This window comes from Actinoplanes siamensis (assembly GCF_016862395.1).
Classification (GTDB): domain Bacteria; phylum Actinomycetota; class Actinomycetes; order Mycobacteriales; family Micromonosporaceae; genus Actinoplanes; species Actinoplanes siamensis.
On record NZ_BOMW01000014.1, the window covers coordinates 18,621 to 44,033 of the forward strand.

The window sequence follows — 25,413 nt, forward strand, 5'->3', positions numbered from 1 at the left end:
TCAGAAACCTCCTCCTGTGCACATTTAAGTCCGCATAATGCGGTTGATGAACGCTTTCTGGTGATTGGGAGATCTCGTGCTCTCTGGTCGACGGTTCGCCATCACCGGCGGTACCGGCTCGTTCGGGCAGGCCATGGTGGATCACCTGCTCCGGTCCGGCGCCGCCGAGGTCCGCGTGCTCAGCCGGGACGAGGCCAAGCAGGACCAGATGCGCGCCCGCCTGCACGACGACCGGATCCGCTACCACATCGGCGACGTGCGCGACCTGGACGCGGTGCTCCGGGTGACCCGCGGCGCCGACCACGTGTTCCACGCGGCGGCGCTCAAGCAGGTGCCCTCCTGCGAGTTCTTCCCCCTCGAGGCGCTGCGCACCAACGTGCTGGGCAGCGCGAACACCGTGGAGGCCTGCGACCGCAACGAGGTCGGCTCGCTGGTGCTGCTCAGCACCGACAAGGCGGTCCACCCGATCAACGCGATGGGGATGACCAAGGCGCTGATGGAGAAGGTCGCCCAGGCGCACGCCCGGACCCGGCCGGACTCGGCCACCACGGTCTGCGTCGTCCGCTACGGCAACGTGATGTACTCGCGCGGCTCGGTCGTCCCGCTCTTCGTCGACCAGCTGCGCCGCGACCGGCCCCTGACCGTCACCGATCCGCGCATGACCCGGTTCCTGATGTCGCTCGCCGAGTCGGTGGAGCTGGTCGAGCGGGCCTTCGCCGACGCCGCCCCGGGTGACGTCTTCATCCGCAAGGCCAGCGCGTGCACCATCGGGGACCTGGCGGCCGCGCTGGGCAACCTGTTCGGGGTCACGCCGAAACTGCAGATCCTCGGGATCCGGCACGGCGAGAAGAGCCACGAGACCCTGGCCACCCGGGAGGAGTTGCGGCACGCCGAAGACCTGGGGGAGTTCTACCGGGTGCCGCTGGACAGCCGCGGGCTCGACTACGCGCCCTACGAGCTGGCCGGCGACCCCGGCGCCGAACCGCTGTTCGACTTCAACTCGGCGAACGCGCGGCGCCTGGCCGTACCGGAGATCGAGGATCTTCTGAGGGGTCTGCCGGAGATCCGGGCGGAACTGTCCGGCGTCATGGTCGCGGCCTGATGGGCGCGTCGCTGGCGGTGACCGGGGCGGGCGGCTTCCTCGGCTGGCACGTGCGGGTGCTGGCCCGCGCGCTGGGGCTGGGCGATCCGGTGGTGGTGGACGACCTGTCGAGCCCCCGGGCGCTGGCCGGCGCCGATCGGGTCCTGCACCTGGCCGGGATCAACCGGGGTGACGTGGACGGCGGGAACCGGGAGCTCGCCGAGCGGCTCGCCACCGGGCTGCGCCGGTGCGCCACGCCGCCCAGGACGGTGGTCTTCGCCAACTCGGTCCGGGCCGGGGACGGGACGCCCTACGGGACCGGCAAGGCGGCGGCGGCCGAGGTGCTCGCCGAGGCCACCCGGTGGTCCGGATCGGCGTTCGAGGACGTCCGGTTGCCCAACGTCTTCGGCGAGCACGGCCGCCCGCACTACAACTCGGTGGTGGCGACGTTCTGCCGGCAGCTCGTCGACGGCGTCGCGCCTCGGGTGCACGAGGACCGCGAGCTGCGGCTGCTGCACGCCACCGACGCGGCGGCGCTGCTGCTCGGCCGGCCGGCCGCCGGGCCGGTGCGGTGCGGCGTCGCGCACCTGCGGGATCGGCTGACCGGGATCGCCCAGCGCTACGCGGGCGGGGAGATCCCCGCGCCGGCCGATCGCCTCGACGTGCGGCTGTTCAACACCTACCGGTCGCACCACTTCCCGGCCGGGATGCCGTTCGCCCTGGCCCTGCACGCCGACGACCGTGGCCGCCTGGTCGAGGCGGTGCGGGCGCACGGCGGTGGCGGGCAGGTCTTCGTCTCCACGACCCGGCCCGGCGCGACCCGGGGCGGTCACTTCCACCTGGCCAAGGTGGAACGGTTCCTGGTGCTGCGCGGCACGGCGGAGATCCGGGTACGGCGCCTGCTGCACGCCGGGGTGCGGACGTTCCGGGTCCGCGGGGACCGCCCGGCGTTCGTCGACATGCCGGCCATGTGGGCCCACGAGATCATCAACGTCGGCGACTCCGAGCTGCTCACGCTCTTCTGGGCGAACGAGGTGCACGACGCCGGGCAGCCGGACACCTATCCGGAGCGGGTGGGCCGATGAGGGTCGGCGTGATCAGCCAGTGGTACCCGCCGGAGCCGGTGCACATCCCGGAGAACGTCGCCCGCGGACTGGTCGAACGCGGTCATCGGGTGCGGGTGGTGACAGGTTTCCCGAACTATCCCACCGGCCGGTTGTACCCCGGGTACCGGCAGCGCTGGCGGGACACCACGGTGATCGGCGGGGTCCCGGTGCGGCGGGTCCCCGGGTATCCCAGCCACGACCGGAACGGACTGCGCCGGGCGGCCAGCTACCTGGCCTACGCGGCCACCAGCGCGGTGGCCGCCGTCGACCACCTGCGCGGGGCCGACGTGCTCTACGTCTACCTGACCCCGGCCACCGTCTTCGCCGCTCCGGCGCTGCTGCGGGCGCTGCACGGGACCCCGGCGGTGGTGCACGTCCAGGACATCTGGCCGGAGGCGGTGACCGGGTCGGCGATGGTGCCGGGCGGCCCGGCCGGCCGGATCGTCTCCGGGACCCTGCACGCCGCGATGCGCGCGATCTACCGCCTGGCCTCGTCGATCGCCGTGATCACCCCGGCCATGCGGGACGTCGTGGTGAGCCGGGGCGCCGATCCGTCCCGGGTGCACGTGGTGCTCAACTGGGCCGACGAGCAGCTGTTCCGGCCGGTCGCGGCGACCCCGTCGGCCCGCGCCCGGATCGGCCGGCGGGACCGGTGCACGATCATGTACGCCGGCACCATGGGACCGTTCCAGAACATCGAGGACGCGGTCCGGGCGGCGGCCGCGGCCCGCGACGACGTCGACCTCGTGCTGGTCGGCTCCGGCCTGGGCGAGGCCGCCGCGCGCGAGCTGAGCGGCCGGATCGGCGCGGACAACGTCCGGTTCGTCGGCCGCCGGCAGATGTCCGAGATGGCCGAGCTCTACGCCGCCGCCGACTACCAGCTGGTCACGCTCCGGGACCTGCCGGTGTTCCGCGGCGTCATCCCGTCCAAGCTGCCGGCCGCGCTCTCCTGCGGCTCGCCGGTGCTGGTCGCCGCGCCCGGCGACAGCGCCGCGCTGGTCGAGGACCACGCCGCCGGGCTCGCCTGCCCGCCGGGGGACTGGCGCTCGCTGGCCGGCTGCTTCCGCCGGGCGGCAGCGCTCTCCAGCGCCGAGCGCGCCGGGATGGGCCGGCGGGCGCTGGACTGCTACCGCTCCCTGATGTCCCAGCGGGCCGGGCTGGACCGGCTCGCCGGGCTGCTCGTGGCGGCGGCCCGATGACCCGGGTGATGACCGTCGCCGGCACCCGCCCGGAGATCATCCGGCTGTCCCGGGTGATCGCCCGCCTGGACCGCACCGTCGATCACGTCCTGGTGCACACCGGCCAGAACTGGGACCCGGCCCTGCGCGACGTCTTCTTCGACGAGCTGGAACTGCCCAAACCGGACCGCGACCTGGCCGTCGACACCGGGTCGCTGGGCGCGGTCCTGGCCGGCGTGCTGGTCGGTGTGGAGAAGGCGATCACCGAGGTACGGCCGGACGCGCTGCTCGTGCTGGGCGACACGAACAGCAGCATCGCCGCGCTGATCGCCCGCCGGATGAAGGTCCCCGTTTACCACATGGAGGCCGGCAACCGCTGCTTCGACCAGAACGTGCCGGAGGAGACCAACCGGCGCCTGGTCGACCACGTCAGCGACTTCAACCTGGTCTACACCGAGCACGCCCGGCGCAACCTGCTCGCCGAGGGCCTGCATCCGCGCCGGATCACGCACACCGGCTCCCCGCTGCGCGAGGTCCTGGACCACTACCGCCCCGGCATCGCGGCCAGCCGGGTGCTGGCCCGGCTCGGCCTGCGGCCCGGCGGCTACTTCCTGGTCAGCGCGCACCGCGAGGAGAACGTCGACACCCGGCTGGACGCGCTGCTCGACTGCCTGCGCGCGGTGCGCGCCCGGTGGCGGCTGCCGGTGGTGATGTCCACCCACCCGCGCACCCGGGCGCGCCTGGCCCGCTCCGGGGTGGACACGCTGGACGGCGTCACGTTCCATCCGCCGTTCGGCTTCTTCGACTACGTCCACCTGCAGGCGCACGCCCGCTGCACGCTCTCGGACAGCGGCACGATCAGCGAGGAGGCGGCCATCCTCGGCTTCCCGGCGGTCTGCCTGCGCGAGGCGATCGAGCGGCCGGAGGCCCTGGAGACCGGGGTGACGCTGCTGGCCGGGCTGCGCCCGGAGGCCGTGCACGAGGCGATCCACCTGGCCACCACGCGGCGGGCGTCCTGCCCGGCCGACTACGAGATCACCGACACCTCGGCACGGGTGGTGGCCTTCCTCCTGTCCACCGTCCGGCAGCATCACGCCTGGGCCGGCCTGCGGTCATGACGTTCCGGGTGCTGACCACCTGTGGGGTGTTCGAGCCGGGGTTCCGCGGCGGTGGGCCGGTGCGCTCGTTGGCGCTGCTGGTGGACACCGCGCCGGTGGACGTCGACCTGACCCTGGTGACCCGGGACCGGGACGTGCGGGCCGGCGCGCCGTATCCGGGACTCTCCGGTCGGTGGATCCGGCGGGGCCGGGCCGAGGTGTTCTACCTGGCCGTGCGGGACCCGCGCGCGTGGGCGGCCCTGTGGCGGCGGGTACGCGGCGTGCGGTACGACGTCCTCTACGTCAACAGCGTCTGGTCGCCGGTGTTCACCGTGCTGCCGGTGCTGGCCCGCCGGCTCGGGGTGCTGCGCGCCCGCCGGGTGGTGGTGGCGCCCCGCGGCGAGCTGTCCGCCGGGGCGCTGTCCCGCAAGGCCTGGAAGAAGCGCCCGGTGCTCGGGCCGTGGGGCGGCGTCCTGCGCAGCCTGGACGTGACCTGGCACGCGTCCACCGGGCGGGAGGCGGCCGACATCCGGCGGGTCTACCCGTGGGCCCGGGTGCAGGTCAGCCTGAACCAGGTGCCGATGCCGCCGGAGCCGCTGGCCCCGATCCCGGGCCGGGGGCCGGCCCGCTTCGTCTTCGTCAGCCGGATCGTGCCGGAGAAGAACCTGCTGCTGGTGATCGAGGCGCTCGCCGGCCTGCCCGGCGACGCCGAGCTGGACATCTTCGGGCCGGTGGAGGACGCCGGGTACTGGCGGCGCTGCCGGCAGGCGATCGAGGACGGCGGCCTGGCCGCCCGGGTCCGCTACCGGGGCGAGCTGGCGCCGGCCACGGTCCGGGACACCTTCCGGCACTACGACGCGTTCCTGTTCCCGACCCGCGGCGAGAACTTCGGGCACGTCATCGCGGAGAGCCTGTCCGCGTCGTGCCCGGTGATCTGCTCGGACCGCACGTCGTGGACGCCGGTGCTGCGGGCCGGGGGAGGCACGGTGATCCCGGAGCCGAGCCCGGCCCGGCTGCGCGCCGAGATCGCGCGGGTGGCGGCCCGGCCGGCCGCCGAGCGCCTCGCCGCGCGGCGGGCCGCCGGCGCCGCCTACGCTCTCTGGCGGGCCGGCACGAGCAACGAGAACTTCCTGGCGACGCTCGCCCGGTGAGCACGCCGACCACCTCGGACGAGTCCGCCGCCCTGCTGCGGGCCGGCCGCGGCCTGGCGATCGGCACGGTGGTGTCGCGGGTGACCGGCTTCGGCCGGATGGTGGTGCTGGCCGCCGCCCTGGGGCTGGGCACCGAGCTGTTCGACAGCTACAACGTGGCGAACACGCTGCCGAACGTCGCCTACGAGCTGGTCTTCGGCGGCGTGGCGGCGAGCCTGATCGTGCCCCTGGTCAGCCGGGAGGTGCTCCGCGGCCGGGCGGCCGCGGCCGACTACGCGCGGCGGCTGATCTCCGCGGTCACCGGCGGCCTGGCCGCGGTCGCGGTGCTCGCCGTGCTGGCCGCGCCGGTGCTGGTGCGGATCTACTCACCCGGGCTGACCCCGGCTCAGCACCACCTGGCGGTCGTGCTGAGCTGGTTCTTCCTGCCGCAGATCGTGCTCTACGGGCTCGGCGCCACAGCGGCCGCCGTGCTCAACGCGTTCAGCCCGCACCCGGCCCCGATGTGGGCGCCGGCGGCCAACAACGTCATCGTGATCGCGGTCGGGCTCGCCTACATCGCGGCCGGCGGCAGCACCGAGCTGAGCCAGCTGTCCGGAGCGCATGTGCTGTTCCTGGGCGCCGGGACCACCGCGGGCGTGGCCGGCCAGGTCCTCGTCGTGCTCGGGGCGCTGCGCCGCCAGGGCGTGCCGCTGCGGTTGCGGTGGGACCTGACCGGCATCGGGCTGCGCCGGACCGCCCGGCTCGGCGTCTGGGTGCTGCTGTCGGTGGCGGCGAACCAGGCCGCGTACACGATGGCCGTGCGGTCGGCGTCGCACCTGGGGGCCGGCGGGGTGAGCGCGTACCAGGCCGGTTACGCCATCTTCCACGTCCCGTACGCGGTCGCCGCGGTCTCGGTGAACACCGCGGCGCTGCCCAGGATGAGCCGCGCGGCGGCCGTGCGCGACACCGCCGGCCTGGCCGCCCAGCTGTCCCGGAGCCTGCGTGTGATCTTCTTCGTCACCGCCCCGGCGGGTGTCACGCTGTTCGCGCTCGGCCCGGTGCTCAGCGAGCTGCTGTTCGCGCACGGCAACAGCACGGCGGCGGCGGTCGGGCTGGCCGGCTCGGCGGCGCGCGCGTTCGGCCCGGCGGTCGTGCCGTTCGCCGCGTACGCCGCGTTGCTCGCCGGCTTGCACGCCCTGCAGGACACCCGGGCGGTGGCGCTGCTGAACCTGCTGGTCGGCGGGCTGGCCGTGGCCGGCTTCACCGCCTCGGTCGCGGTCCTGCCGGCCGGCCTGGCCCTGTCCGGGGTAGCCGGGACGTACGCGGTGGCGTACTCCTGCGGGTGCGCGGCCGCTGGGCTCCTGCTGTACCGCCGGCTGCCCGGGGCCCGTCCCGGCCCGCTGGCCCGCGGCCACCTGCGCCCGCTGGCCGCCGCGCTGGCCGCCGGGGGCGCCGAGCTGGCCGTCGCCGGAGCCGCCCCGGCCCGGCCGCTGCTCTCCGTCACGCTGGCCGCGGCCGCCGGCGCGGCGGTCTACCTGTGCGCGGCCGGGAACCGGCGCCGGGTCCTGGCGCTGCTGGCCGGTCGGGGGCGGACCAGGCCGGTGTAGCCGGTGGCGTCCGGGTGCAGCACGACCGCCCAGAACAGCAGGCAGACCATCGACCCGCCGGAGAACAGCCACGGCTCGAAGAAGACGTCGGTCACCGCACCCACCACCAGCGCCATGAACATCGCCTGGGCGCGCGCCGCGAGAACGGCCAGGACCAGGACCGGGACGGCGAGGATGGCGGCGCCGGCGAGGCCCACGGTGGCCAGCGCCTCCGGCACGAACCCGGCGATGTCCCCGGGTGGCAGCGACCCCATCCCCACGCCGGTCCACGGGTGCGCGTGGAAGATGCTCAGGCCGTACGCCCACTGCTCGCTGCGCGAGTCGGTGTCGCGCAGCAACAGGATCGGCGAGTCCAGGAAGAAGCCGGTCCGCAGGCCCCACACCAGCAGCCAGAGCCCGCCGGCCGAGGTGACCACCAGCCCGGCGATCCGGGTTTTCGCCGGCCGCGCCGCCATGGCCAGCACCAGCAGCTCCAGTCCGAGCGCGGTGCAGCCGGCACGGGAGCCGGTCGCCACGCAGACGGCGGCCAGCAGCGCCGCGGCCGGCCAGCGCAGCCGGCGCAGGCGGACCAGCAGCAGCGGGGTCACCACGACGAGGAACGCGGCGAGCCCGTTGGCGTTCTCGAACACGCCGCGCAGGCGGTGCTGCTCGATCGCGACGGCCGGGACGAGCAGCCGGGCCGCCACGCAGGCGCCGACCAGCGCCCAGCCGAACGCGGCGAGCACGCGGGTCAGCGCGGCGATGTCCACGGTGCGGGCCGTCGCCGTGCAGAGCGCCGCGACGGCGAGCAGCCCGACCGCGCGGAAGACCGTGCCGGCCGGGTTGACGCTCCACCAGAGGCTGGCCAGGGCCAGCAGCGCGACCAGCGGCAGGGCGAGGTGGAGGGCCGGCGCCGGGGTCCGCCGGTCCGCCGGGTGGCGCCGCCGCCGGAGCGCTCGGATCGCGACCGCGGCGATCACCGGCGGCACCAGCGCCCGGGGGTCGAACCAGTGCAGCCGCAGCGTCTCGCCGAACACGCTCATCTGCGCGAAGAGCATCAGCAGAGTGAAGGCCAGGCCGACGACGGAGTGCAGGAAGGACAGCACGAGGACCGCCGCGTACCCCGCCACGAGCAGCTGGATCTCACCGTTGCCGCCGGTGAGCAGCAGCGAGGTCACCGGCAGGGCGGCGAGCGCGCCGACCGCCAGGTCGGCCCGCGGGACCGCCCTCATCGGGCCGGGACACCTTTCACCACAGCGGCCGGTGGCACGTCGCGGACCACGCACCCGTTGGCGCCGACGGTTGCGCCCTCGCCGACCACCCGCCCCTGCAGGACCGAGGCGTTCGTCCCGATCAGCGCCCGGCTGCCGATCCGGCAACCGCCGGAGACCGCCGCCGACGGGTTGACCTGCACGCAGTCCCCGAGCACCGCGTCGTGCCCGACCGTCGCGTTCTGGTTCAGGTGCACGTGCCGTCCCGCCGTCACGTTCGTCGTGATCCGTGCCCCGGCGAACAGCACCAGCCCCTCGGCCAGCGAGTTGTCCAGTCCCACAGTCGCCGCCGGGTGAACGATCCGGGCCGCCGGCCGCCCCAGCCGGTCCAGCCCGCCGGCCACCGAGGCCCGGACCCGCGGATCGCCGATCCCGATGACGTAGTACGCGTCGAGGTCGCCCAGCATCCCGCTCGGCCCCAGGCAGCCGGACCCGAGCCGGGCCACCCCGCGCAGGTCCGGCGCGCCCGGCGCGTCGTCGAGGAATCCGAGGACCCGCCACGGTCCGCCGCTGGCCTCGTTGACCGCCGTGATGACGCCGAACACCTCCCGGCCGTGACCGCCGCACCCGACGATGACGATCGGCTCCGGCGCCTGGATCCGGTGACCTGGTGTGATCATATGATCACTCGCAGCGAGGCGCGCGGTACGGTGCCCGGCGTGATCCTCCTCGTCTGCCACGCCAACCTGTGCCGCTCCCCGATGGCCGAGCATCTGATCCGCCGCGCCCTGCTCGACCGGCTCGGCCCGGAGCCGGACCCGCTCCGGGCGGGCAGCGCGGGCACCCACGCGTCGGCCGGTCGCTCGATCCACCCGTTCGCGGCGCGGGTGCTGGCCGAGGCCGGGATCGACACCACCGGCTTCCGCGCCCGGCGGCTCACCGCGGATCTGGTCGCCGGCGCGGATCTGGTGCTGACCGCGACCCGGCGGCAGCGCGCGGCCTGCGTCGCGTTCGAGCCGGCCGCGGTACGCCGGGTGTTCACGATCGCGCAGTTCGGCAGGTACGCCGCGGCGCTGCCCCCGCCCGGCGCGCCGGCCACCGGCACCCCACGGCAGCGGCTGGGCGCGCTGGTCGAGCGGCTCGGGCTGGTCCGCGGCGGCGTGCCGGTCGTGCCGGGGGAGCAGGAGGACCTGGCCGACCCGGTGCACGAGCCGATCGCGGCGTTCCGGCGGTGCCGCGACGCGATCGAGCCGGTCGCCGGGACGCTGGCCGGGCTCATCGCGGCGAGCCCACCCGCCGCCGTGAGTGCGCCGGAACCGTGACCTCGCGCGGCGGCTCGTCGCCGGCGCGCGGCCGGTGGCTGCCACCGTCCTTCGCGGCGTACTCGTCGTAGTAGTAACAGGCGTCGGCGCCCTTGGTGGCGAGCATGTTCAGCACGCAACCGAGCAGTCGCGCGTCTACCGCCCGCAGCGCCTTGACCGCGGTGGCCACCTGGGCGCTCGTGGTTTTTCCGGCCCGGGCCAGTAGCAGGGCGCCGTCGGCGCGGGCGGCGACCACCGCCGCGTCGGTGACCGGCAGCAGCGGCGGACAGTCCACCACGATCGTGTCGAACCGGCCGCGCAGGTCGGTCAGCAGCTCGGCCATCAGGTGCGAGCCGAGCAGCTCGCTCGGGTTCGGCGGGAGGAAGCCGCTGGGCAGTACGAACAGGCGCTCGCCGTACTGCTGCACGACGTCGTCGACGGACGCCTGGCCGGCCAGCACGGTGGTCAGCCCGACCGAGCCCTCCAGGCCGAGGTAGTCGGCGACCCGCGGCCGGCGCAGGTCGGCGTCCATGATCAGGACGCGCTGGCCGTTCTCGGCGCAGAGCATGGCCAGCCCGCACGCCGTGGAGGACTTGCCCTCGCCGGGCATCGCGCTCGTCACCACCAGCATCGTGACCGGTTTGTCGACGTCCACGTACCGCAGGTTGGTGCGCAGTTGCCGCAGCGCCTCGGTGCGTGCGGAGTGCCCGGTGCCGGCCACGTTGAGCGGCCCGGACCTGACCTCGGCGTCGTAGGGCAGCCCGGCGATGACCGGCGCCCCGGCCACCTCCTGCAAGCCCTCGGGGGTCTTGACGGTGGTGTCCAGCAGGTCGCGCAGGACCGCCGCGCCCAGCCCGGCGAGCAGCCCGAGCAGGGTGGCGATCCCCAGATTGCGCACCGGGCGCGGCGAGACCGGGTCGTCGGCGGTCTCCGGCCCGGCCACCACCTCGACCTTGACCGAGGGGATCTCCCGGCCGGGTGGCGTCTCCAGCTGCTCCACCCGGATTTTGAAGCGGTGGGCGAGCGCGGACGCGACGAGCTGGGACCGCTCGCGCGAGCTGTCGGTGACCGTGGCGCGCAGCAGCACGGTCTCCGGCATCGCCTGCGCGGAGATCCGGGTGCGGACCTGGTCGGCGGTCAGCCCCAGGCGCCGGTCCTGCGCCACCAGCCGGGCCAGGCGGTCGCTGGTGAGCAGGCTCTGGTAGGAGCGGACCCGCTGCTGGGAGAAGAGACCGCCCTGGTAGGCGTCGGACACCCCGGTGTTCGGCGTGGTGATGAAGAACGTCACGGACGTCGCGTACAGCGGCGTGGCGCGCAGGGTGACCAGCGTCGCGATGCCGGCCGACGCCAGCACCGCGGCGAGCAGCAGCCACCAGCGCTTACGGGCGACCCGGATGTAATCCCGCAGATCCACGCGACCCTCCCAAATCATGAATAAGGCCACGATATCGAGAGCAAACCGCAAAAAAGAAAAAATTGCTTGTTCTGTACGATCGGGGACGGGCGCCCCCTAAGCTCAACCCGGTGGAGGTGCAGCTCACCGACCTGCTCGGCCGCCGGCAGATCGACACCGGCCTGTCGGCGATCGCCGGTCACCTGACCGGCAAACGGGTCCTGGTCACCGGCGCGGGCGGCTCGATCGGCTCGGAGCTGTGCCGCCAGATCCACCGCGCCGCCCCGGCCGAGTTGATCATGCTGGACCGCGACGAGTCCGCCCTGCACGCCGTGCAGCTCTCGCTGGACGGCCGCGGGCTGCTCGACGACCCGTCGGTGCTGCTGGCGGACCTGCGCGACGCCACCGCCGTGCGGGCGGTCTTCCGCGACCGGCGGCCGCAGGTGGTGTTCCACGCGGCCGCGCTCAAGCACCTGCCGCTGCTGGAACGGTTCCCCGGCGAGGCGGTGGCGGTCAACATCCGCGGGACGCTGACCGTGCTGGAGGCGTCCGCCGGGGTCGAGCGGTTCGTGAACATCTCCACCGACAAGGCCGCCAACCCGTGCTGCGTGCTCGGCTACACCAAGCGCATCACCGAGCGGCTCACCGCGCACACCGCCGCGGCCGGCGCCGGCACGTTCCTCAGCGTGCGGTTCGGCAACGTGCTGGGCAGCCGCGGGTCCGTGCTCACCACGTTCCGGGCGCAGATCGCGGCCGGCGGCCCGCTGGTGGTCACGCACCCGGACGTGACCCGGTACCTGATGACCACGCGGGAGGCGGTGCACCTGGTGATCCAGGCCGCGGCGATCGGCGGCGGCGGTGAGGCGCTGGTGCTCCAGATGGGCGAACCGGTGCGGATCGCCGAGCTGGCCCGGCGGCTGGCCCGGCACGCCCCGGTCCCGATCGAGATCGTGTACTCCGGCCTGCGGCCCGGCGAGAAGCTGCGGGAGGAGCTGTTCGGCGCCGGTGAGGTGGACCGGCGGCCCCGGCATCCGCTGATCTCGCACGTCCAGGTGCCGCCGCTCGATCCCACGGCGATCCGCTTCCTGGACGGCCACGGCGACGCCGGCACCCTGATCACCCAGCTGGCCCGGCTCTGCGACATGCCCGCGCCGGTCCAGGCGTCCGGCTGAGCGGACGGGACGTTGGTCACATCGACAGCGTGTTTCCGGATGGACGCCATGTGGGCATGGTGGGCGGCATGCAAATCTGGCCGGGGAATCCGTATCCGCTGGGTGCGACGTACGACGGGGGCGGCACCAACTTCGCCATCTTCAGCGAGGTCGCGGACCGGGTGGAGCTGTGCCTGTTCGACGACGAGGGCAACGAGACGCGGGTCGACCTGCCCGAGCGTGAGGCGCTGGTGTGGCACGGCTACCTGCCGCGGGTCACCCCCGGCCAGCGGTACGGCTTCCGCGTGCACGGCCCGTACGATCCGGCCCGGGGGCTGCGCTGCAACCCGAGCAAGCTGCTGCTCGACCCGTACGCCAAGGCGATCGACGGCGACTACCGGTGGGACCAGGCGCTGTTCTCGTACAACTTCGGTGACCCGCTGTCGTTCAACGACGCCGACTCGGCGCCGTTCGCCCCGAAGTCGGTGGTGATCAACCCGTTCTTCGACTGGGGCAACGACCGGCCGCTCAAGGTGCCGTTCCACCAGACGGTGATCTACGAGGCGCACGTCAAGGCGATGACCGTCAACCATCCGGCCATCCCCGAGGACGTCCGCGGCACCTACTCCGGGCTCGCCCATCCGGCGATGATCACGTACCTCAGGAACCTCGGCATCACCGCCGTCGAGCTGATGCCGGTGCACCAGTTCGTGCACGACAGCGGCCTGGTCGAGCGCGGACTGTCGAACTACTGGGGGTACAACACCATCGGGTTCTTCGCCCCGCACAACGGCTACGCCTCGTTCGGCGGCCGCGGCGGCCAGGTCCAGGAGTTCAAGTCGATGGTCAAGGCGCTGCACCAGGCCGGCATCGAGGTGATCCTGGACGTCGTCTACAACCACACCGCGGAGGGCAACCATCTGGGCCCGACGCTGTCGTTCCGCGGCATCGACAACCCGGCGTACTACCGGCTGGTCGACAGCGACAAGCAGTACTACTACGACACCACCGGCACCGGGAACAGCCTGAATGTCCGGCACCACGAGTCGCTGCGGCTGCTCATGGACTCGCTGCGGTACTGGGTGACCGAGATGCACGTCGACGGCTTCCGCTTCGACCTGGCCGCCTCGCTGGCCCGGGAGTTCCACGAGGTGGACCGGCTGGCCGCGTTCTTCGACCTGGTCAACCAGGACCCGGTGGTCTCCCAGGTGAAGCTGATCGCCGAGCCGTGGGACGTCGGCGACGGCGGCTACCAGGTCGGCGGCTTCCCGCCGAACTGGACCGAGTGGAACGGCAAGTACCGCGACTCGGTCCGCGACTTCTGGCGCGGCGAGCCGTCCAGCCTCGGCGAGTTCGCGTCCCGCTTCACCGGCAGCTCCGACCTGTACGAGATCGACGGCCGCCGCCCGATCGCGTCGATCAACTTCGTCACCGCGCACGACGGCTTCACGATGCACGACCTGGTGTCGTACAACGAGAAGCACAACGACGCGAACGGCGAGGGAAACCGGGACGGCGAGAGCCACAACCGGTCCTGGAACTGCGGGGTCGAGGGCCCCACCGAAGATCCCGAGATCATCGTGCTGCGCGAGCGGCAGAAGCGGAACTTCCTGGCCACGCTGCTGCTCAGCCAGGGCGTGCCGATGATCCTGCACGGCGACGAGCTGGGCCGCACCCAGCAGGGCAACAACAACGTCTACTGCCAGGACAACGAGCTCAGCTGGGTGGACTGGCAGGCCGCGCGCGAGGAGGACCCGCTCACCCACTTCGTCCGGGCCATCACCAGGCTGCGCGCCGAGCACCCGATCTTCCGCCGCCGGCGCTTCTTCACCGGCGAGATCGCCGGCGACAACAAGCTGCCGGACATCGCCTGGCTGCGCCGGGACGGCGAGGTGATGACCGAGGCGGACTGGAACACGCGCAGCGGCATGACCATGACGGTGTTCCTGAACGGGCACGGCATCCCGGAACGTGACGCGCTCGGCGAGGAGATCACCGACGACTCGTTCCTGCTGCTGTTCAACCCGCTCAACGAGGACGTGTCGTTCACGCTGCCGCCCGGCGAGTACGGCCCGACCTGGGAGATCGTCGCCCACACGGGCGACCCGTTGCTGGCCCGTAAGCGCCGGACCACCCGGGCCGGCAGCAACGTCGACGTCATCCGCCACGCCCTGGTGGTTCTGCGCTGCCGCATCTGACCCACCCCTCACTCGCAGCCACCGGCCCGCCGGCTGGTCCTCAAGGACTGTCTCCCGGCGTGCGGGAGACCCCTGAGCGCCAGCCGCCGGCCGGTGCTCGGGGGTCCGGCGTTGCCGCTCCTGCGGGAGGCGCGGGCGGCGGATGCCGGCCCTCCGCTCCGCGGAGGCGAGCGCGAAGGTGGAGGCGTAGAGATCGCCGTGGCCGGTCCCGGTCACGCCGTCCCTGGCGGCAGCGTCAGCGGTCCGCTGGGGGAACACCGAGAAGTTCGAGGGTACGCGCGTCGGGCCCGTCGTAGTAGCGTTCCAGGACCTGCCGGAACACCGCCGGATCGTCCGCGGCCTCGGCGAACAGCGTCATCGACGAGCGCAGCTTCAGGTCGTCCGGATGACCGAGGATCTGCGACGCCGTCCGCCCCCGCACGCCGAGCAGCGTCCGCGCGCACTCCACCAGGCGTGGCCCGAGCACCGGGTGGGCCAGGTAGGCGCGCGCCTCGTCCAGGTCGCGGATCGCGTAGGCCCGCGCCGTCGGGCTCGATCCCAGCCCGGCCAGCTGCGGGAAGACGAACCACATCCAGTGCGAGCGCTTGTGGCCGGCGGCCAGCTCGGCACGGGCCTGCTCGTGCACGCCGCCCTGGGCGTGGACGAACCGTTGCAGGTCAGCCATGCCGCGAGCCTAGCGAGGTGGCCCCGGGAACGCGCGCCACCCGGGTCGCGCACCCCTCGACCGTGACCCCGGCGAGGTCCGGGCCGGCGAGCACCCTGGTCGCCCAGCGGCCGGCGGCACACCGGACGGTGCCGATCAGTTGTCGAACTCGCCGTCCTTGGCGCCGCCCACGAACGCCGTCCACTCGGACGGGGTGAAGAACAGGACCGGTCCCTCCGGGTTCTTCGAGTCGCGGACCGCCCGGCCGCCGTCGGGCAGCTCGGCCACCTCCACGCAGTTGTCCGAATAGCTGCGGGTGCTCCGGCGCCAGGCCGCCGCCCTCCGGTCAAAACTCGCAGCGTAGGTCTTCTCTGTCATCTCGCACCTCCGGGGCAATTCTCGGCATTCCCGTTCGCCGGAAACTGTCCGAGATCCGTCTCAATACGACAAACGGCACGATGATGCACGTGCATGTGAAAAATCAGAACAGGGTGAGCGGCTCGTCCGCCACCGGCGGCGGCGTGGGCTCGGGCAGCGCCGGCAGGCCGGGAACCCGGGCGCGGACCTCGGCGTGGAAGCGGCGGGCCAGCTCCGGGGCGTCGGCGTTGTCCGGGGTGTGCACGAAGAACGTCGGCGAGCGGCCCTCCCGCAGCCAGCCGGCCACCGTCGCGACCCACGGCTGCCAGCCGGCGACCGTCCGGGCCGGGTCGTCGCGGCCCAGGTAGCGCACGATCGGGCGGTCGGTGAGCGCGGTGTCGCGGCGGGGCATGCGCGGCTTCTTGAGCCACGCGTCACGCTCGGCGTCACTGGTCGGCGGGGTGGCGAAGAACGCGGTGGTGTCGAACGGGATCCACTCCGCGCCGGCGTTCGCCAGGACCTCTTCGAGACCGCGCGGGGCGGTGAAGAACTCGGGGTGGCGCACCTCCACGGCGTACCGGAAAGCACTCGGCATGGACCGCAGGAAGCGTGCGAGAACAGCGAGATCTCCAGGTCCGAAGGACCCCGGAAGCTGGATCCACAGGGCCGGGGCGCGCGGTCCGAGCGGCTCGACGGCGTCCAGGAAGGTCCGCAGCTCCGCCTCGAAGCCGGAGAGACGCAGTTCGTGGGTGATCCGTCTCGGCAGCTTGGGGATCAGCCGGAAGTCCGCGGCGGTCTGCGCGGCCCAGGTGGCGACGGTCTCGCGGGCGGGCGTGGCGTAGAACGTGGTGTTGCCCTCGACGGCGTTGCACCACTGCGCGTACGCCCGCAGCCGGTCCCCGGCCGCGAACCGGCTCTGCCAGGCCTTGAGCGACCACATTGCGCAGCCCACGTGCAGGGCTCGGACTCCGGAGTGCACGCTGCCACGGTATCCAGTACGGTCAGGCCTTCCGACGGGGGAGGGGACGATCGATGCCGTATTCGCCGGGCGAGGTGGCCGGGAAACTCGGGGTCAGCATCGACACGCTGCGCTACTACGAGCGCATCGGACTGCTGCACGGCATCGAGCGGAACACGGCCGGGCAGCGGATGTTCTCCGACGACGACCTGGGCCGGATCGGTCTGCTGCGGTGCCTGCGCGACTCCGGCATGCCGATCGCCCGGCTGCGCCGCTTCGCGGAGCTGCTGCACGACGGCCCGGACGCTGCCGAGCAGCGCGTCCAACTGCTCGCCGAGCACGACCGGGAGATCGACGAGAAGGTCGCGCGGCTGCGGCGGGAACAGGAACGTGTGCGCGAGAAGATCGCCTGGTACCGTGCCGAGACCGCGCGTACTCAGGAGGCTCAGTGACCCGGATCGTCATCCGCGTCGCAGCTGTGGCGCTGCTGCTCGCCGGTCTGGCCGCCGGCGTCTACGTCGGACAGCAGCGGCCGCCCGCGACCGGCGCGGCGATGGACCCGGTGCAGGCCGAGGCCATCGACATGCAGTTGGTCAAGGACCGGCAGAACCAGCACGCCGCGGCCCGCGCGCGCTACACCGAGGCCGAGGGCGCCGCCGCGGCGAAGGCGGCCTCGGCGGCCCGGACCGCCTCCGGCTACGCCAAGGAGCTGGACAAGAAGGTCGTCGCGCAGAAGAAGGCGGCCCAGCAGAGGAAGAACAGCGGGCCGGTCGCCTTCGGCGGGTCGATTCCCAGCTCGTGCGGCGAGTTCAGCGGCAGCCGGGCGATCGGTTGCGCGCTCACCCTGTCCGCCGGGTTCGGCCTCGACCAGTTCGCCTGCCTGAACAAGCTGTGGAACAAGGAGAGCGGCTGGAACTACCGCGCCGAGAACCGCAGTTCCGGCGCCTACGGCATTCCGCAGTCGCTGCCCGGCTCCAAGATGGCGTCGTTCGGCGCGGACTGGCGGACCAATCCGGCCACCCAGATCAAATGGGGTCTGGACTACATCAAGAAGCGCTACACCACCCCGTGCGGCGCGTGGAACCACTCGGTGCAGTTCAACAACTATTAGGGCCGCTGGCGTGGGCGCCGTCAGGGGCGGCGCATGCTGTGCGGTCGGTGCCCGCTGGTTCGAGGCCGGACTGTTCGACTGGGACGGGTGCTCGTCGACTCCGAGCGGATCACCAACACGGTGCTGCGCGAGCGGCGCCGGACGCCCGAAGATCGAGCTGCGGCTGCGCACGGCCCCGCTCAGCCGCCGGTGAGCTCGCTCTCGATCTCCGCGGGCGCGCGCATCCGCCACGCGTCGGTGATCAGCTCGGCGAGGCGACCGGCGGTGACCAGGGGCAGGCGCAGCATGACCAGCGGCAGGCCGTCGTACCCCGGGGTGGTGAAGAACAGGTCCGGCTCGCCGAGCAGCAGCGCCTGTTTCTCCGCCTCGTCGCCGACGAACAGCACCGCGACGTCGGTGCGGATCGTGCGCGGCTTCCCGGGCCGGCGCTCCGGGTAGGACCAGACGAAGCCCTTGTTCGCCACCCGGAAGTCGAATCCGTCACTGTCGATCTCGGCCACCTGGGGCAAGGCCAGGGCAAGCCGGCGTACGTCGTCCGCGTCAGCCATGCTGCCGACACTAGTGTGTGCCTGTGACAGAACAGATCTGCGAAGTGGTGATCACAGCGGGTTCGGCGGAGTGGCTGGCCGGGTTCACCCGTGGCCTGGTGGAGCGGCGGCTCGCGGCGTGCGGGCAGATCACCGCGGAGGTCCGGTCGATCTACCGGTGGCAGGGCGCGGTGCAGGACGAGGCCGAGGCGCGGGTGGCGCTGCACACCCGGGTGTCGCTGGTCGACCGGATCGTGGCGGCCGCGGCGGCCGAGCATCCGTACCAGGTGCCGTGCGTGCTCGCCCTGCCGGTGACCGGCGGCAACCCGGACTATCTGCGCTGGGTGCTGGAGCAGACCTCGGTTACCGGATGACCACCTCGACCAGGCGGGACTGATCGTTCACGCCGTTGGCGGCGAGCGTGACGACCCGTACCGCGTCAGTGGTTCTGGGGGTGAACGCCGAGACCGTCCGGGTCGCGCTGTTCCCGCGCACCGAGGCCACCGTCACCCAGCCCGCCGCGGCGGCCACCTGGACGTCCCAGTCCCGCAGCCCCCGGTCCGCGGTGGTGGTGACTTCGACCTCGCCGATCCGGTGCGGCGACTGCCAGTCCAGCTGCCACCGGTCCGGCCAGCGCCTGCCCGTGGTGTCGTTCCACATGGTGTCCAGCCGGCCGTCGATCGCGGCGCACGCCGGGCTGCCGGCCCGGGCCGACGAGGCGGTGACGCGTGAAGCGAGCGCCAGCAGGCCGGCGCCGGGCGGTGGGGCGGTGACCTCGACCGGTACGTCGACGGCCCGTCCCCGGCCGCGCACGCGCACGTGATAGGTCCCCGGTGGGGTGCCGGTGGCGGCGGTGACCGCGACCGGGACGTCGCTGGTGTAGCCCGGCGGCAGCCAGGTGGAGATCAGCGAGCGGGGGAGGTGCAGCGCGGCCGGCGCGTCCAGCGTGGCGTCCGCGTAGACCGGCTCGTCGGACGTGTTCGTGAGGCGCACGGTCAGGTCACCCCCGTTGCACTGCCCGGTGGTGATCGCCAGCGTCCCCGGGTCGACAGCGACCGGGGGAACCGTCAGCAGCGCCGCCGTCAGCAGCCGGATCACGCCGTGACCAGCCCGGGCCGCACCCGGTCGGAGACGAACGAGGCGCGGGTCGCGATCGTCCCGCCCCGCCGGGTCACGTGCGACATCACCCGGAAGTCGGCTCGCATCGAGTCCCGGCCCAGTTCGCACCGCACATAGCCGCGCTGGGCGTTGGCCAGCCGCAGGTGCGGGTTGTACCGCAGCTGCAGGTCCAGCTGCGGAGTGCTGTCGCTGCCGTCCCCGCCGCTGGAGATCGAGGTGCCGACGAGCTCGACGGCGACCACCGGGGCATCCGCCCGGGGGCGCAGGTCGGCCGCGTAGTTGTAGTGGATGTCCCCGGAGACCACCACGGTCCCGGGCATCCGCGCGGCCAGCTCCAGGATCCGCGCCCGGTCGGCGGCGTAACCGTCCCACTTGTCCATGTCGAGCCGGCCGGCCGCCCCGCCGTACCGGCACTCGGCCATCATGACCTGCTGGGCCAGGACGTTCCACCGGGCCGGCGACCGCTGCATCCGGCCGAGCAGCCAGTCACGCTGTTCCGCGCCGAGCAGTGTGCGCCGGGGATCGTCGCGCGCGTCGCACCCGGCCCGCAGGTTGTCCCCGCAGGCCTGGTCCGAGCGGTGCTGCCGGGTGTCCAGCACGAAGGCGTGGGCCAGGTCCCCGAACCGGAACCGCCGGTAGAGCGACATGTCCGGCCCGGCCGGCTGCCGTGGGCGTCGCAGCGGCTGGTTCTCCCAGTAGGCGCGGTAGGCGTTCGCCCGCCGCACCAGGAAGTCACGCGCCGCGACGGCGGTGGACCGGGACGCCCCGTCCGCGTAGTTGTCCTGCACCTCGTGGTCGTCCCAGGTGAGCACCCACGGGAAGGCGGCGTGGGCGGCCTGCAGATCGGGATCGGTGCGGTAGAGCGCGTACCGCATCCGGTACAGGTCGAGCGTGTCGGTTTCCAGCTCGAACGTGTCCGGCAGCCGGAGCGAGGAGTCCATCCGGTCCCCGCCCACGCTGGTGATCGCGCCCTCGTAGATGTAGTCGCCGAGGAAGAGGACGACGTCGAGGTCCTCCGTCGCCAGGTGCCGCCACGCGTCGTAGTAGCCGTCGCCGTACGCCTGGCAGGAGGCGATCGCGAAGCGCAGCGCGGCTGGCGACGCCGTCCTGGCCGGCGCGGTCCGGGTCCGGCCCGGCGGGCTGACGTGCCCCCGGCAGCGGAACCGGTAGTGGTACTCCCGGTCCGGCCGCAGCCCGCGCACGTCCACGTGCACCGAGTGGCCGTACTCCGGCGTCGCGGTGTACGTGCCGTCGCGCACCACCCGGGTGAACCGGCTGTCCTCGGCTACCTGCCACTGCACCGGGTATCGCACCGGCGGCAGCCCGCCGGAGGGCTCCAGCGGGCGGGGCGCCAGCCGGGTCCAGAGCAGCACGCCGTCCGGCAGTGGGTCCCCGGAGGCGACACCGAGAGTGAACGGGTCGTCGATCCGGGGCGCCGCGGGAAGCGCTCCGGCCATCGCCAGGGCGAGCAGCCGACGGCGGGGAATGCCGACCATGACAACTCCTATGTCCGGATATTTCCGGGCAATGCTAACCATCGCTGGCCGTGCCGGGTCGCCATGTTGGCCGCCTGTCCACGTACCGACGCAAAATGTTCATGCCGGAAGCCATCCGTGGACGTGGAGTTCCGGCGGATCTGTGGTGTGCCGTTCGCCGCATCGCTCCGCTCGCGGCGGCGGATTCCGTCATTCCGGTACGTCCATCGACCGGCGCCGACCCTTTTGGTTACCCGGGGTGAGGGCGGGTACCGTCGGCCGCACCATGCCAGACTCCAGCGGCCACGCCCGGCTCTCCCCACCGGCCCCCGCCTCCGGCCCCGTCTCCCGGGCGGCCGCGGTCGCCGCTTCCGCGCCTGCGCCGGCCCCCGCATTCCGGCCGGCCACGGTCGCCGCCCCGGGCAGCGCGCCGGCCGCGACCGGCGCCCCCGTCTCCTCGTCGGCGCCCGCCCGTCCGGTGGTGTCCCCGGAGGTCCCGGTCCACCCCTCCGGCCGGCGGCTCGGCGTGATCCTCGGGGCGGTCCTCGCGATCCTCGCCGCGGTGAACGTCGCCGACAAGTACGGCCCGCGCCACACCGGTTTGGTCGCCGGCCCGCTGGTCGCCCTGACCCTGGTGCTGATCGCCCGCCGCGCCGGCCTGTCCTGGCACGACCTCGGTCTCTCCCGGCGCACCCTGGTCCCCGGCCTGAGGTACGCCCTCGGCGCCGTCGGCATCGTCGCGGCGATCTACACGCTCGGCGCCGCGATCCCGGCCACCCGGGTCGCGTTCCACGACGTCCGCTACCACCTGCACCCCGGCGCCGCCCTGCTCACCGCGTTCGTCGTGGTCCCGCTCGGCACCGTCCTGCTGGAGGAGGTGGCCTTCCGCGGCGTCCTGCTCGGCCTGGTCCACCGGCACCGCGGCGCCACCTGGGCGAGCATCACGTCCTCCGTCCTCTTCGGCCTCTGGCACATCCTCCCGTCGCTGCGCCTGGCCCAGGTCAACAAGGCCGTCGGCGGTGCCCTGGGGATCGGCGCCACCGGCCAGATCCTGGCGATCCTGGGCGCGGTCGCCTTCACCGCCCTGGCCGGCCTGCTGCTCTGCGAACTCCGTCGCCGCTCCGGCAGCCTCCTCGCGGCCGCCGCCCTGCACTGGGCCACCAACGGCCTCGGCCTCCTGGTGGCCACGGTCCTCGCCACCACCCGCCTCACCTGACCCTCGTCGGCCGCGCCCGAGCAGCGCGAACGACTCCAGCGGCCAGCCGCCCGCCGGCCGCGCCCGGCGGAGCCACCTCTGGCTGCCAGCCGGCTTCGCCTGGCCGGTGTCCGGGGCGGGTTGCGGGGAATGTGGCGGCCGGCCGTCTCGGGTGGGCGGCTCGGGCGGGCCGCGGCCGGTAGGGTCGGCGCATGCGTGTTCCCACTGCTGTGATCACTGCCGGATCGCTCATCGGCGGGTGGCAGGTCGCCCGCCGCACCGGGGTGCGGCCGCTCGGCGGGGCGGTCCTGGCCGCCGGCGGGCTGCTGGCCGGCCGCGAATGGGCCCGCCGCACCAGTCCCGCCGTCACCGGCGCGCTGGCCGCGACGTATCTCGGAGCCTTCGGCCTGTCCCATCCCCTGGCCAGGAAGATCGGCTCCTGGCCGGCGGTCCTCACGGTCTCCGCGGTCACCGCGGCGATCTCCTACGCCGCCGCGGACCGGCGCTGACATGCGCGAGACACCTGAGGAACTGGCCGATCTGCAGCGCCTGCTGGACGCCTCGCTCGGCGGGGCCACCACCCACCTGAAGTCCGTAGTCGCCGGGCGCACCATCACCGCCGAGCAGCTCGCCGGGGTGCTGACCGGCATGTGCGTGCTGTCGGTCTCCACCGTGACGGCGAAGGGTGAGCCGAGGATCAGCGCGGTCGACGGCCACTTCCTGCACGGCAAGTGGATCTTCGGGACCGCGCGGACCGCCGCGAAGGCCCGGCACCTGGTCACCCGCCCGGCCGCCAGCGTCTCCCACCTGCGCGGAGAGGACCTGGGCGTCTTCGTCCACGGCCGGACCGAGATCCTCGATCTCACCGAAGAGGCCGAGATCTCGGCGTATGTCCGGGAATTCTATGGGGACGACGCCTTCGACTGGGAGAACGACGTCGTCTACTTCCGCTTGCGTCCGCACTTCATGACCGTCTACGCGCCGGACCTGACGAAACTCCGGTGACCGTGGTGGGGCCTGGGGGAGGGCCCCACCACGGATCATCTCACTGGTAGACGCGCACGTAGTCGACCAGCATCCGGCTGGGGAACGGGGTGCTGGCGTCGATCGGACCGGGGAAGTCGCCACCGACGGCCAGGTTCAGGATCAGGTAGAACTGGTGGTCGTAGATCCACGGCCCGCGGGTGTTCTCCACGGTGTCCTTCGCCGCGGTGAAGACCAGCGTGTTGTCGAGGAAGAACCGCATCCCCTTGCTGTCCCACTCGACCGCCCAGACGTGGAAGTCCTGCGAGAGGTCCACCGTCGAGTACTTCTGGCCGTACCCGCCGGCCCCGTTGTACGCCGGCGCGTGCAGCGTCGAGTACGCCTCGCTGGTGTTGCGCCCCAGCACCTCCATGATGTCGATCTCCCCGTTGTACGGCCACGGCCGTCCCTGCAGGAAGTCCGACCCCATCATCCAGAAGGCCGGCCACAGCCCGTTGCCCTTCGGCACCTTGATCCGTGCCTCGATCCGGCCGTACTGGACGTGGAACTTGTTGCTGGTGTTCATCCGCGCCGAGGTGTACTGCCGGCCCTGGTAGTCCTGCTTGCGGGCCTCGACGACGAGCTGCCCGGCGCCGTTCATCGACGCGTTCTCGCTGTTCGGCGTGTAGTACTGGATCTCGCCGTTCTGCGGGACGCCCGGGTCGTACGTCCACTTCGAGGTGTCCGGCTTGGCTCCGTTCGCGCCGTTGAACTCGTCGGAGAAGACCAGCCGGGTGGCCGGGAAGGCGGGGTCGGCCGGCTTCGCGGGCGGGTCGACCGGGTTGCCGCCGGTGCCGTACACGCTGAACTCCCAGAGCGAGTATCCGTACGGGCCGCCGCGCGCCGTGCCGTACATCCGCACGTAGCGCCCGCTGCCGGTGGCGTTGATGACGTCCTTGAGGCCGTCACCGGTGGTGGTGGAGTAGATGGTGGTCCAGTTCGTGGCGTCCGGCGAGACCTGGATCTGGTAGGCCTTGCCGTACGCCGGGTCCCACTGCAGCACCACCTGGGTGACCTGCGCGGTCGCGCCGAGGTCGACGTAGATCCAGCCCGGGTCCACCCAGCCGTTCGTGGAGCTGGTGGCCCAGCGGCTGGCCGGGTCGTTGTCGAACGCCCTGTCGGCGGTGCACGGGTTGCAGTTGACGTCGTTCTGCTCGGAGGAGGCGCGCGCCGGTTTGCCGTACGACAGCAAGCGGTTCGTTGGGTTTGTCACGACGCTGCCGGAGAAGACCTGGAATTCCCAGAACGAGTAGCCGTACGCCTCCAGGGCGCGCTGCGTCAGGTTGATCCGGACGTAGCGCGCGGTCCCGGAGACCGTGACGCTCTGCTGGCCGCCGGTCGCCGTGGTGGTGGCGTAGGCCTGCGTGTAGGTGGCGCCGTCGGTGGAGAACTGGATCGTGAACGCCTTGGCGTAGGCGCCCTCCCAGTTGATCGCGATCCGGCTGACCGAGGTGGACGCGCCCAGGTCGACCTGGAACCACTGGCTCGCGGCGAACGCGCTCGACCAGCGGGTGCCGTTGTCGCCGTCGACCGCTGCGGTCGCCGGCGTGCCGGCCCACTCCGACGAGGATGCGGTGACCGGCTTGTTCTGCGAGACGAGTGTTTCCGCGGCCTGCGCGCCGCTGGGGGCGACGCACAGGGCGCCCAGCAGGCCGGCGACAGCCGCCATGGACCATCTTCGGGGGATTTTCCGGGCAGGGGACATCGACATGGGTACTCCCTGGAGGATGTGTCGAAGCTGTTTCCACCTGAGGAACACGTTGTGAAACCGCTCTTGCCGGACACTGTGTCGCCGCGGTGAACCGGTGTCAATGGGTGGCCGGAACCGGTTCCGGCAGCGGTTCCGGCGTTGCCGCAGGTCAACCGCGACGTGGGCGGTGGCCGGGGTGGGAGGTTCCGGAACCGTCCGCCGCCCGGAAAAGACCATTGCGGGGTACGGCCGCGGCGCCGGTCCATAGCTATGTACGCTCGTACACATGACCTCTCCTGACGCACGGTCCATGCGCGAGCGCATGCTCGCCGGCGACCTGTACATCGCCGACGACCCGGAGCTGGCCGAGGCGGCGCTGCGCGCGTTCGACCTGATGGACGAGTTCAACGCGACGCCGATCCGCAACTTCGACGAGCGCCGCCGCCTGCTTGCCGACCTGTTCGGCGAGGTGGGCGAGGGGGTGGAGATCCGGCCACCGCTGCGGGTCGACTACGGCCGGCACATCCGGGTGGGCGCGCGCACGTTCGCCAACTTCGGCCTGGTCGCGCTCGACGTCGCTCCGATCACCATCGGCGCGGACGTGCAGATCGGCACGAACGTCCAGCTGCTCACGCCCACCCACCCGATCGAGGCGGGCCCCCGCCGGGACAGGTGGGAGGCCGCGAAGCCGATAGTCATCGGCGACAACGTCTGGCTCGGCTCCGGAACGATCGTGCTGCCCGGCGTCACGATCGGGGAGAACACGGTGGTGGGGGCGGGCTCCGTGGTGACCCGCGATCTGCCGGCCGATGTCGTGGCGGTGGGCAACCCGGCGCGCGTGGTCCGTACCATCGATCCTTCTTGATCGTGTCCCAGGAGGCCG

Annotated in this window: 25 protein-coding genes and 1 pseudogene; 16 read left to right on the forward strand and 10 right to left on the reverse strand. The window is 72.8% G+C overall.

Annotated elements, in window-relative coordinates:
• Positions 1-76: 76 nt before the first annotated feature.
• Genes Asi03nite_RS06525 through murJ form a run of 6 tightly spaced genes read left to right on the forward strand, consistent with a single transcriptional unit; the run spans position 77 to position 7,199 of the window.
• The gene (locus tag Asi03nite_RS06525) at positions 77-1,102 is read left to right on the forward strand and encodes a polysaccharide biosynthesis protein (protein ID WP_275409334.1); all 1,026 of its coding nucleotides are present in this window, start codon (positions 77-79) and stop codon (positions 1,100-1,102) included.
• The gene (locus Asi03nite_RS06530; protein WP_203677513.1) at positions 1,102-2,166 is read left to right on the forward strand and encodes a polysaccharide biosynthesis C-terminal domain-containing protein; all 1,065 of its coding nucleotides are present in this window, start codon (positions 1,102-1,104) and stop codon (positions 2,164-2,166) included. Before Asi03nite_RS06525 ends, Asi03nite_RS06530 begins: the two co-directional genes overlap by 1 nt.
• Positions 2,163-3,386, forward strand: a complete 1,224-nt coding sequence (locus Asi03nite_RS06535) for a glycosyltransferase family 4 protein (RefSeq protein WP_203677514.1) — start codon at positions 2,163-2,165, stop codon at positions 3,384-3,386. Before Asi03nite_RS06530 ends, Asi03nite_RS06535 begins: the two co-directional genes overlap by 4 nt.
• The gene (gene wecB, locus Asi03nite_RS06540; protein WP_203677515.1) at positions 3,383-4,483 is read left to right on the forward strand and encodes a non-hydrolyzing UDP-N-acetylglucosamine 2-epimerase; all 1,101 of its coding nucleotides are present in this window, start codon (positions 3,383-3,385) and stop codon (positions 4,481-4,483) included. The genes Asi03nite_RS06535 and wecB overlap by 4 nt, the downstream gene beginning before the upstream one ends.
• Positions 4,480-5,613 carry a glycosyltransferase gene (locus tag Asi03nite_RS06545; RefSeq protein ID WP_203677516.1) on the forward strand — a complete coding sequence of 378 codons (1,134 nt, stop codon included), beginning with the start codon at positions 4,480-4,482 and terminating at the stop codon, positions 5,611-5,613. Before wecB ends, Asi03nite_RS06545 begins: the two co-directional genes overlap by 4 nt.
• The gene (gene murJ, locus Asi03nite_RS06550) at positions 5,610-7,199 is read left to right on the forward strand and encodes a murein biosynthesis integral membrane protein MurJ (RefSeq protein WP_203677517.1); all 1,590 of its coding nucleotides are present in this window, start codon (positions 5,610-5,612) and stop codon (positions 7,197-7,199) included. Before Asi03nite_RS06545 ends, murJ begins: the two co-directional genes overlap by 4 nt.
• On the opposite strand, the gene Asi03nite_RS06555 is transcribed toward murJ, so the two are convergent.
• Together Asi03nite_RS06555 and Asi03nite_RS06560 are read right to left on the reverse strand one after the other, a co-directional pair.
• A complete protein-coding gene (locus Asi03nite_RS06555) occupies positions 7,124-8,410 on the reverse strand; it encodes an O-antigen ligase family protein (protein ID WP_203677518.1) in 1,287 nt (428 codons plus the stop codon). The genes murJ and Asi03nite_RS06555 overlap by 76 nt on opposite strands.
• Entirely contained in the window at positions 8,407-9,069 is a 663-nt protein-coding gene (locus Asi03nite_RS06560) for a NeuD/PglB/VioB family sugar acetyltransferase (RefSeq protein ID WP_203677519.1), read from the reverse strand. The genes Asi03nite_RS06555 and Asi03nite_RS06560 overlap by 4 nt, the downstream gene beginning before the upstream one ends.
• Positions 9,070-9,108: 39 nt before the next feature.
• On the opposite strand from Asi03nite_RS06560, the gene Asi03nite_RS06565 reads away from it, so the two are divergent.
• Positions 9,109-9,711 carry an arsenate reductase/protein-tyrosine-phosphatase family protein gene (locus Asi03nite_RS06565; protein WP_239102479.1) on the forward strand — a complete coding sequence of 201 codons (603 nt, stop codon included), beginning with the start codon at positions 9,109-9,111 and terminating at the stop codon, positions 9,709-9,711.
• Here the strand turns inward: Asi03nite_RS06565 and Asi03nite_RS06570 are convergent.
• The gene (locus tag Asi03nite_RS06570) at positions 9,665-11,104 is read right to left on the reverse strand and encodes a tyrosine-protein kinase domain-containing protein (RefSeq protein ID WP_239102480.1); all 1,440 of its coding nucleotides are present in this window, start codon (positions 11,102-11,104) and stop codon (positions 9,665-9,667) included. The genes Asi03nite_RS06565 and Asi03nite_RS06570 overlap by 47 nt on opposite strands.
• A gap of 113 nt (positions 11,105-11,217) precedes the next feature.
• On the opposite strand from Asi03nite_RS06570, the pseudogene Asi03nite_RS06575 reads away from it, so the two are divergent.
• Together Asi03nite_RS06575 and glgX are read left to right on the forward strand one after the other, a co-directional pair.
• Positions 11,218-12,255, forward strand: a pseudogene (locus Asi03nite_RS06575) (polysaccharide biosynthesis protein); the annotation flags it as partial.
• A 68-nt stretch (positions 12,256-12,323) separates the two neighbouring features.
• Entirely contained in the window at positions 12,324-14,432 is a 2,109-nt protein-coding gene (glgX, locus tag Asi03nite_RS06580) for a glycogen debranching protein GlgX (RefSeq protein WP_203677522.1), read from the forward strand.
• A 235-nt stretch (positions 14,433-14,667) separates the two neighbouring features.
• Here the strand turns inward: glgX and Asi03nite_RS06585 are convergent, their stop codons facing one another.
• From Asi03nite_RS06585 to Asi03nite_RS06595, 3 genes are all read right to left on the reverse strand, one after another.
• The gene (locus tag Asi03nite_RS06585) at positions 14,668-15,096 is read right to left on the reverse strand and encodes a DUF1810 domain-containing protein (protein WP_203677523.1); all 429 of its coding nucleotides are present in this window, start codon (positions 15,094-15,096) and stop codon (positions 14,668-14,670) included.
• Positions 15,097-15,231: 135 nt separating this feature from the next.
• Positions 15,232-15,453, reverse strand: coding sequence for a DUF397 domain-containing protein (locus Asi03nite_RS06590; protein ID WP_203677524.1), 222 nt, complete (start codon positions 15,451-15,453; stop codon positions 15,232-15,234).
• A 103-nt stretch (positions 15,454-15,556) separates the two neighbouring features.
• Positions 15,557-16,411 (reverse strand): DUF72 domain-containing protein, encoded by an 855-nt coding sequence (locus tag Asi03nite_RS06595; protein WP_507762557.1) that lies wholly within the window; start codon positions 16,409-16,411, stop codon positions 15,557-15,559.
• A 53-nt stretch (positions 16,412-16,464) separates the two neighbouring features.
• On the opposite strand from Asi03nite_RS06595, the gene Asi03nite_RS06600 reads away from it, so the two are divergent.
• Positions 16,465-16,842: a MerR family transcriptional regulator gene (locus Asi03nite_RS06600; RefSeq protein ID WP_203677525.1), complete on the forward strand. Its 378-nt coding sequence runs from the start codon at positions 16,465-16,467 to the stop codon at positions 16,840-16,842.
• On the forward strand, positions 16,839-17,501 hold the full coding sequence (locus tag Asi03nite_RS06605) for an aggregation-promoting factor C-terminal-like domain-containing protein (RefSeq protein WP_203677526.1): 663 nt from the start codon (positions 16,839-16,841) through the stop codon (positions 17,499-17,501). Before Asi03nite_RS06600 ends, Asi03nite_RS06605 begins: the two co-directional genes overlap by 4 nt.
• 179 nt (positions 17,502-17,680) lie before the next feature.
• On the opposite strand, the gene Asi03nite_RS06610 is transcribed toward Asi03nite_RS06605, so the two are convergent.
• Positions 17,681-18,049 (reverse strand): MmcQ/YjbR family DNA-binding protein, encoded by a 369-nt coding sequence (locus Asi03nite_RS06610; protein WP_203677527.1) that lies wholly within the window; start codon positions 18,047-18,049, stop codon positions 17,681-17,683.
• 23 nt (positions 18,050-18,072) lie between these two features.
• On the opposite strand from Asi03nite_RS06610, the gene cutA reads away from it, so the two are divergent.
• On the forward strand, positions 18,073-18,402 hold the full coding sequence (gene cutA, locus Asi03nite_RS06615) for a divalent-cation tolerance protein CutA (RefSeq protein ID WP_203677528.1): 330 nt from the start codon (positions 18,073-18,075) through the stop codon (positions 18,400-18,402).
• Here cutA and Asi03nite_RS06620 read toward each other — a convergent pair.
• On the reverse strand, positions 18,392-19,126 hold the full coding sequence (locus Asi03nite_RS06620; RefSeq protein ID WP_203677529.1) for a discoidin domain-containing protein: 735 nt from the start codon (positions 19,124-19,126) through the stop codon (positions 18,392-18,394). The two genes, cutA and Asi03nite_RS06620, sit on opposite strands and share 11 nt — an antisense overlap.
• A complete protein-coding gene (locus Asi03nite_RS06625) occupies positions 19,123-20,643 on the reverse strand; it encodes an alkaline phosphatase D family protein (protein WP_203677530.1) in 1,521 nt (506 codons plus the stop codon). Before Asi03nite_RS06625 ends, Asi03nite_RS06620 begins: the two co-directional genes overlap by 4 nt.
• A gap of 265 nt (positions 20,644-20,908) precedes the next feature.
• Here Asi03nite_RS06625 and Asi03nite_RS06630 point away from each other — a divergent pair, with 265 nt between their 5' ends.
• The 3 genes from Asi03nite_RS06630 (at position 20,909) to Asi03nite_RS06640 (ending at position 22,822) form a co-directional block, all read left to right on the forward strand.
• Entirely contained in the window at positions 20,909-21,838 is a 930-nt protein-coding gene (locus Asi03nite_RS06630) for a CPBP family intramembrane glutamic endopeptidase (protein ID WP_239102481.1), read from the forward strand.
• Between the two features lie 191 nt (positions 21,839-22,029).
• On the forward strand, positions 22,030-22,326 hold the full coding sequence (locus Asi03nite_RS06635; protein WP_203677531.1) for a hypothetical protein: 297 nt from the start codon (positions 22,030-22,032) through the stop codon (positions 22,324-22,326).
• Position 22,327: 1 nt separating this feature from the next.
• Entirely contained in the window at positions 22,328-22,822 is a 495-nt protein-coding gene (locus Asi03nite_RS06640) for a pyridoxamine 5'-phosphate oxidase family protein (RefSeq protein ID WP_203677532.1), read from the forward strand.
• Between the two features lie 40 nt (positions 22,823-22,862).
• Here Asi03nite_RS06640 and Asi03nite_RS06645 read toward each other — a convergent pair whose 3' ends face one another.
• Positions 22,863-24,509, reverse strand: coding sequence for a discoidin domain-containing protein (locus Asi03nite_RS06645; protein ID WP_239102482.1), 1,647 nt, complete (start codon positions 24,507-24,509; stop codon positions 22,863-22,865).
• Between the two features lie 307 nt (positions 24,510-24,816).
• On the opposite strand from Asi03nite_RS06645, the gene Asi03nite_RS06650 reads away from it, so the two are divergent.
• Complete coding sequence (locus tag Asi03nite_RS06650; RefSeq protein WP_239102483.1) at positions 24,817-25,395, forward strand: sugar O-acetyltransferase; 579 nt, start codon at positions 24,817-24,819, stop codon at positions 25,393-25,395.
• Positions 25,396-25,413 lie beyond the last annotated feature (18 nt).

What these genes read in the sequence shown, in the direction of transcription:
- wecB (WP_203677515.1), top strand. Translation starts at nt 3,383, where the DNA reads ATGACCCGGGTGATGACCGTCGCCGGCACCCGCCCGGAGATCATCCGG.
- Asi03nite_RS06560 (WP_203677519.1), bottom strand. Translation starts at nt 9,069, where the DNA reads ATGATCACACCAGGTCACCGGATCCAGGCGCCGGAGCCGATCGTCATC.
- Asi03nite_RS06645 (WP_239102482.1), bottom strand. Translation starts at nt 24,509, where the DNA reads ATGGCGGCTGTCGCCGGCCTGCTGGGCGCCCTGTGCGTCGCCCCCAGC.
- Asi03nite_RS06555 (WP_203677518.1), bottom strand. Translation starts at nt 8,410, where the DNA reads ATGAGGGCGGTCCCGCGGGCCGACCTGGCGGTCGGCGCGCTCGCCGCC.
- Asi03nite_RS06635 (WP_203677531.1), top strand. Translation starts at nt 22,030, where the DNA reads ATGCGTGTTCCCACTGCTGTGATCACTGCCGGATCGCTCATCGGCGGG.
- Asi03nite_RS06600 (WP_203677525.1), top strand. Translation starts at nt 16,465, where the DNA reads ATGCCGTATTCGCCGGGCGAGGTGGCCGGGAAACTCGGGGTCAGCATC.
- Asi03nite_RS06590 (WP_203677524.1), bottom strand. Translation starts at nt 15,453, where the DNA reads ATGACAGAGAAGACCTACGCTGCGAGTTTTGACCGGAGGGCGGCGGCC.
- Asi03nite_RS06535 (WP_203677514.1), top strand. Translation starts at nt 2,163, where the DNA reads ATGAGGGTCGGCGTGATCAGCCAGTGGTACCCGCCGGAGCCGGTGCAC.
- glgX (WP_203677522.1), top strand. Translation starts at nt 12,324, where the DNA reads ATGCAAATCTGGCCGGGGAATCCGTATCCGCTGGGTGCGACGTACGAC.
- Asi03nite_RS06640 (WP_203677532.1), top strand. Translation starts at nt 22,328, where the DNA reads ATGCGCGAGACACCTGAGGAACTGGCCGATCTGCAGCGCCTGCTGGAC.
- Asi03nite_RS06530 (WP_203677513.1), top strand. Translation starts at nt 1,102, where the DNA reads ATGGGCGCGTCGCTGGCGGTGACCGGGGCGGGCGGCTTCCTCGGCTGG.
- Asi03nite_RS06650 (WP_239102483.1), top strand. Translation starts at nt 24,817, where the DNA reads ATGACCTCTCCTGACGCACGGTCCATGCGCGAGCGCATGCTCGCCGGC.
- Asi03nite_RS06610 (WP_203677527.1), bottom strand. Translation starts at nt 18,049, where the DNA reads ATGGCTGACGCGGACGACGTACGCCGGCTTGCCCTGGCCTTGCCCCAG.
- Asi03nite_RS06585 (WP_203677523.1), bottom strand. Translation starts at nt 15,096, where the DNA reads ATGGCTGACCTGCAACGGTTCGTCCACGCCCAGGGCGGCGTGCACGAG.
- Asi03nite_RS06630 (WP_239102481.1), top strand. Translation starts at nt 20,909, where the DNA reads ATGCCAGACTCCAGCGGCCACGCCCGGCTCTCCCCACCGGCCCCCGCC.
- Asi03nite_RS06625 (WP_203677530.1), bottom strand. Translation starts at nt 20,643, where the DNA reads ATGGTCGGCATTCCCCGCCGTCGGCTGCTCGCCCTGGCGATGGCCGGA.
- Asi03nite_RS06545 (WP_203677516.1), top strand. Translation starts at nt 4,480, where the DNA reads ATGACGTTCCGGGTGCTGACCACCTGTGGGGTGTTCGAGCCGGGGTTC.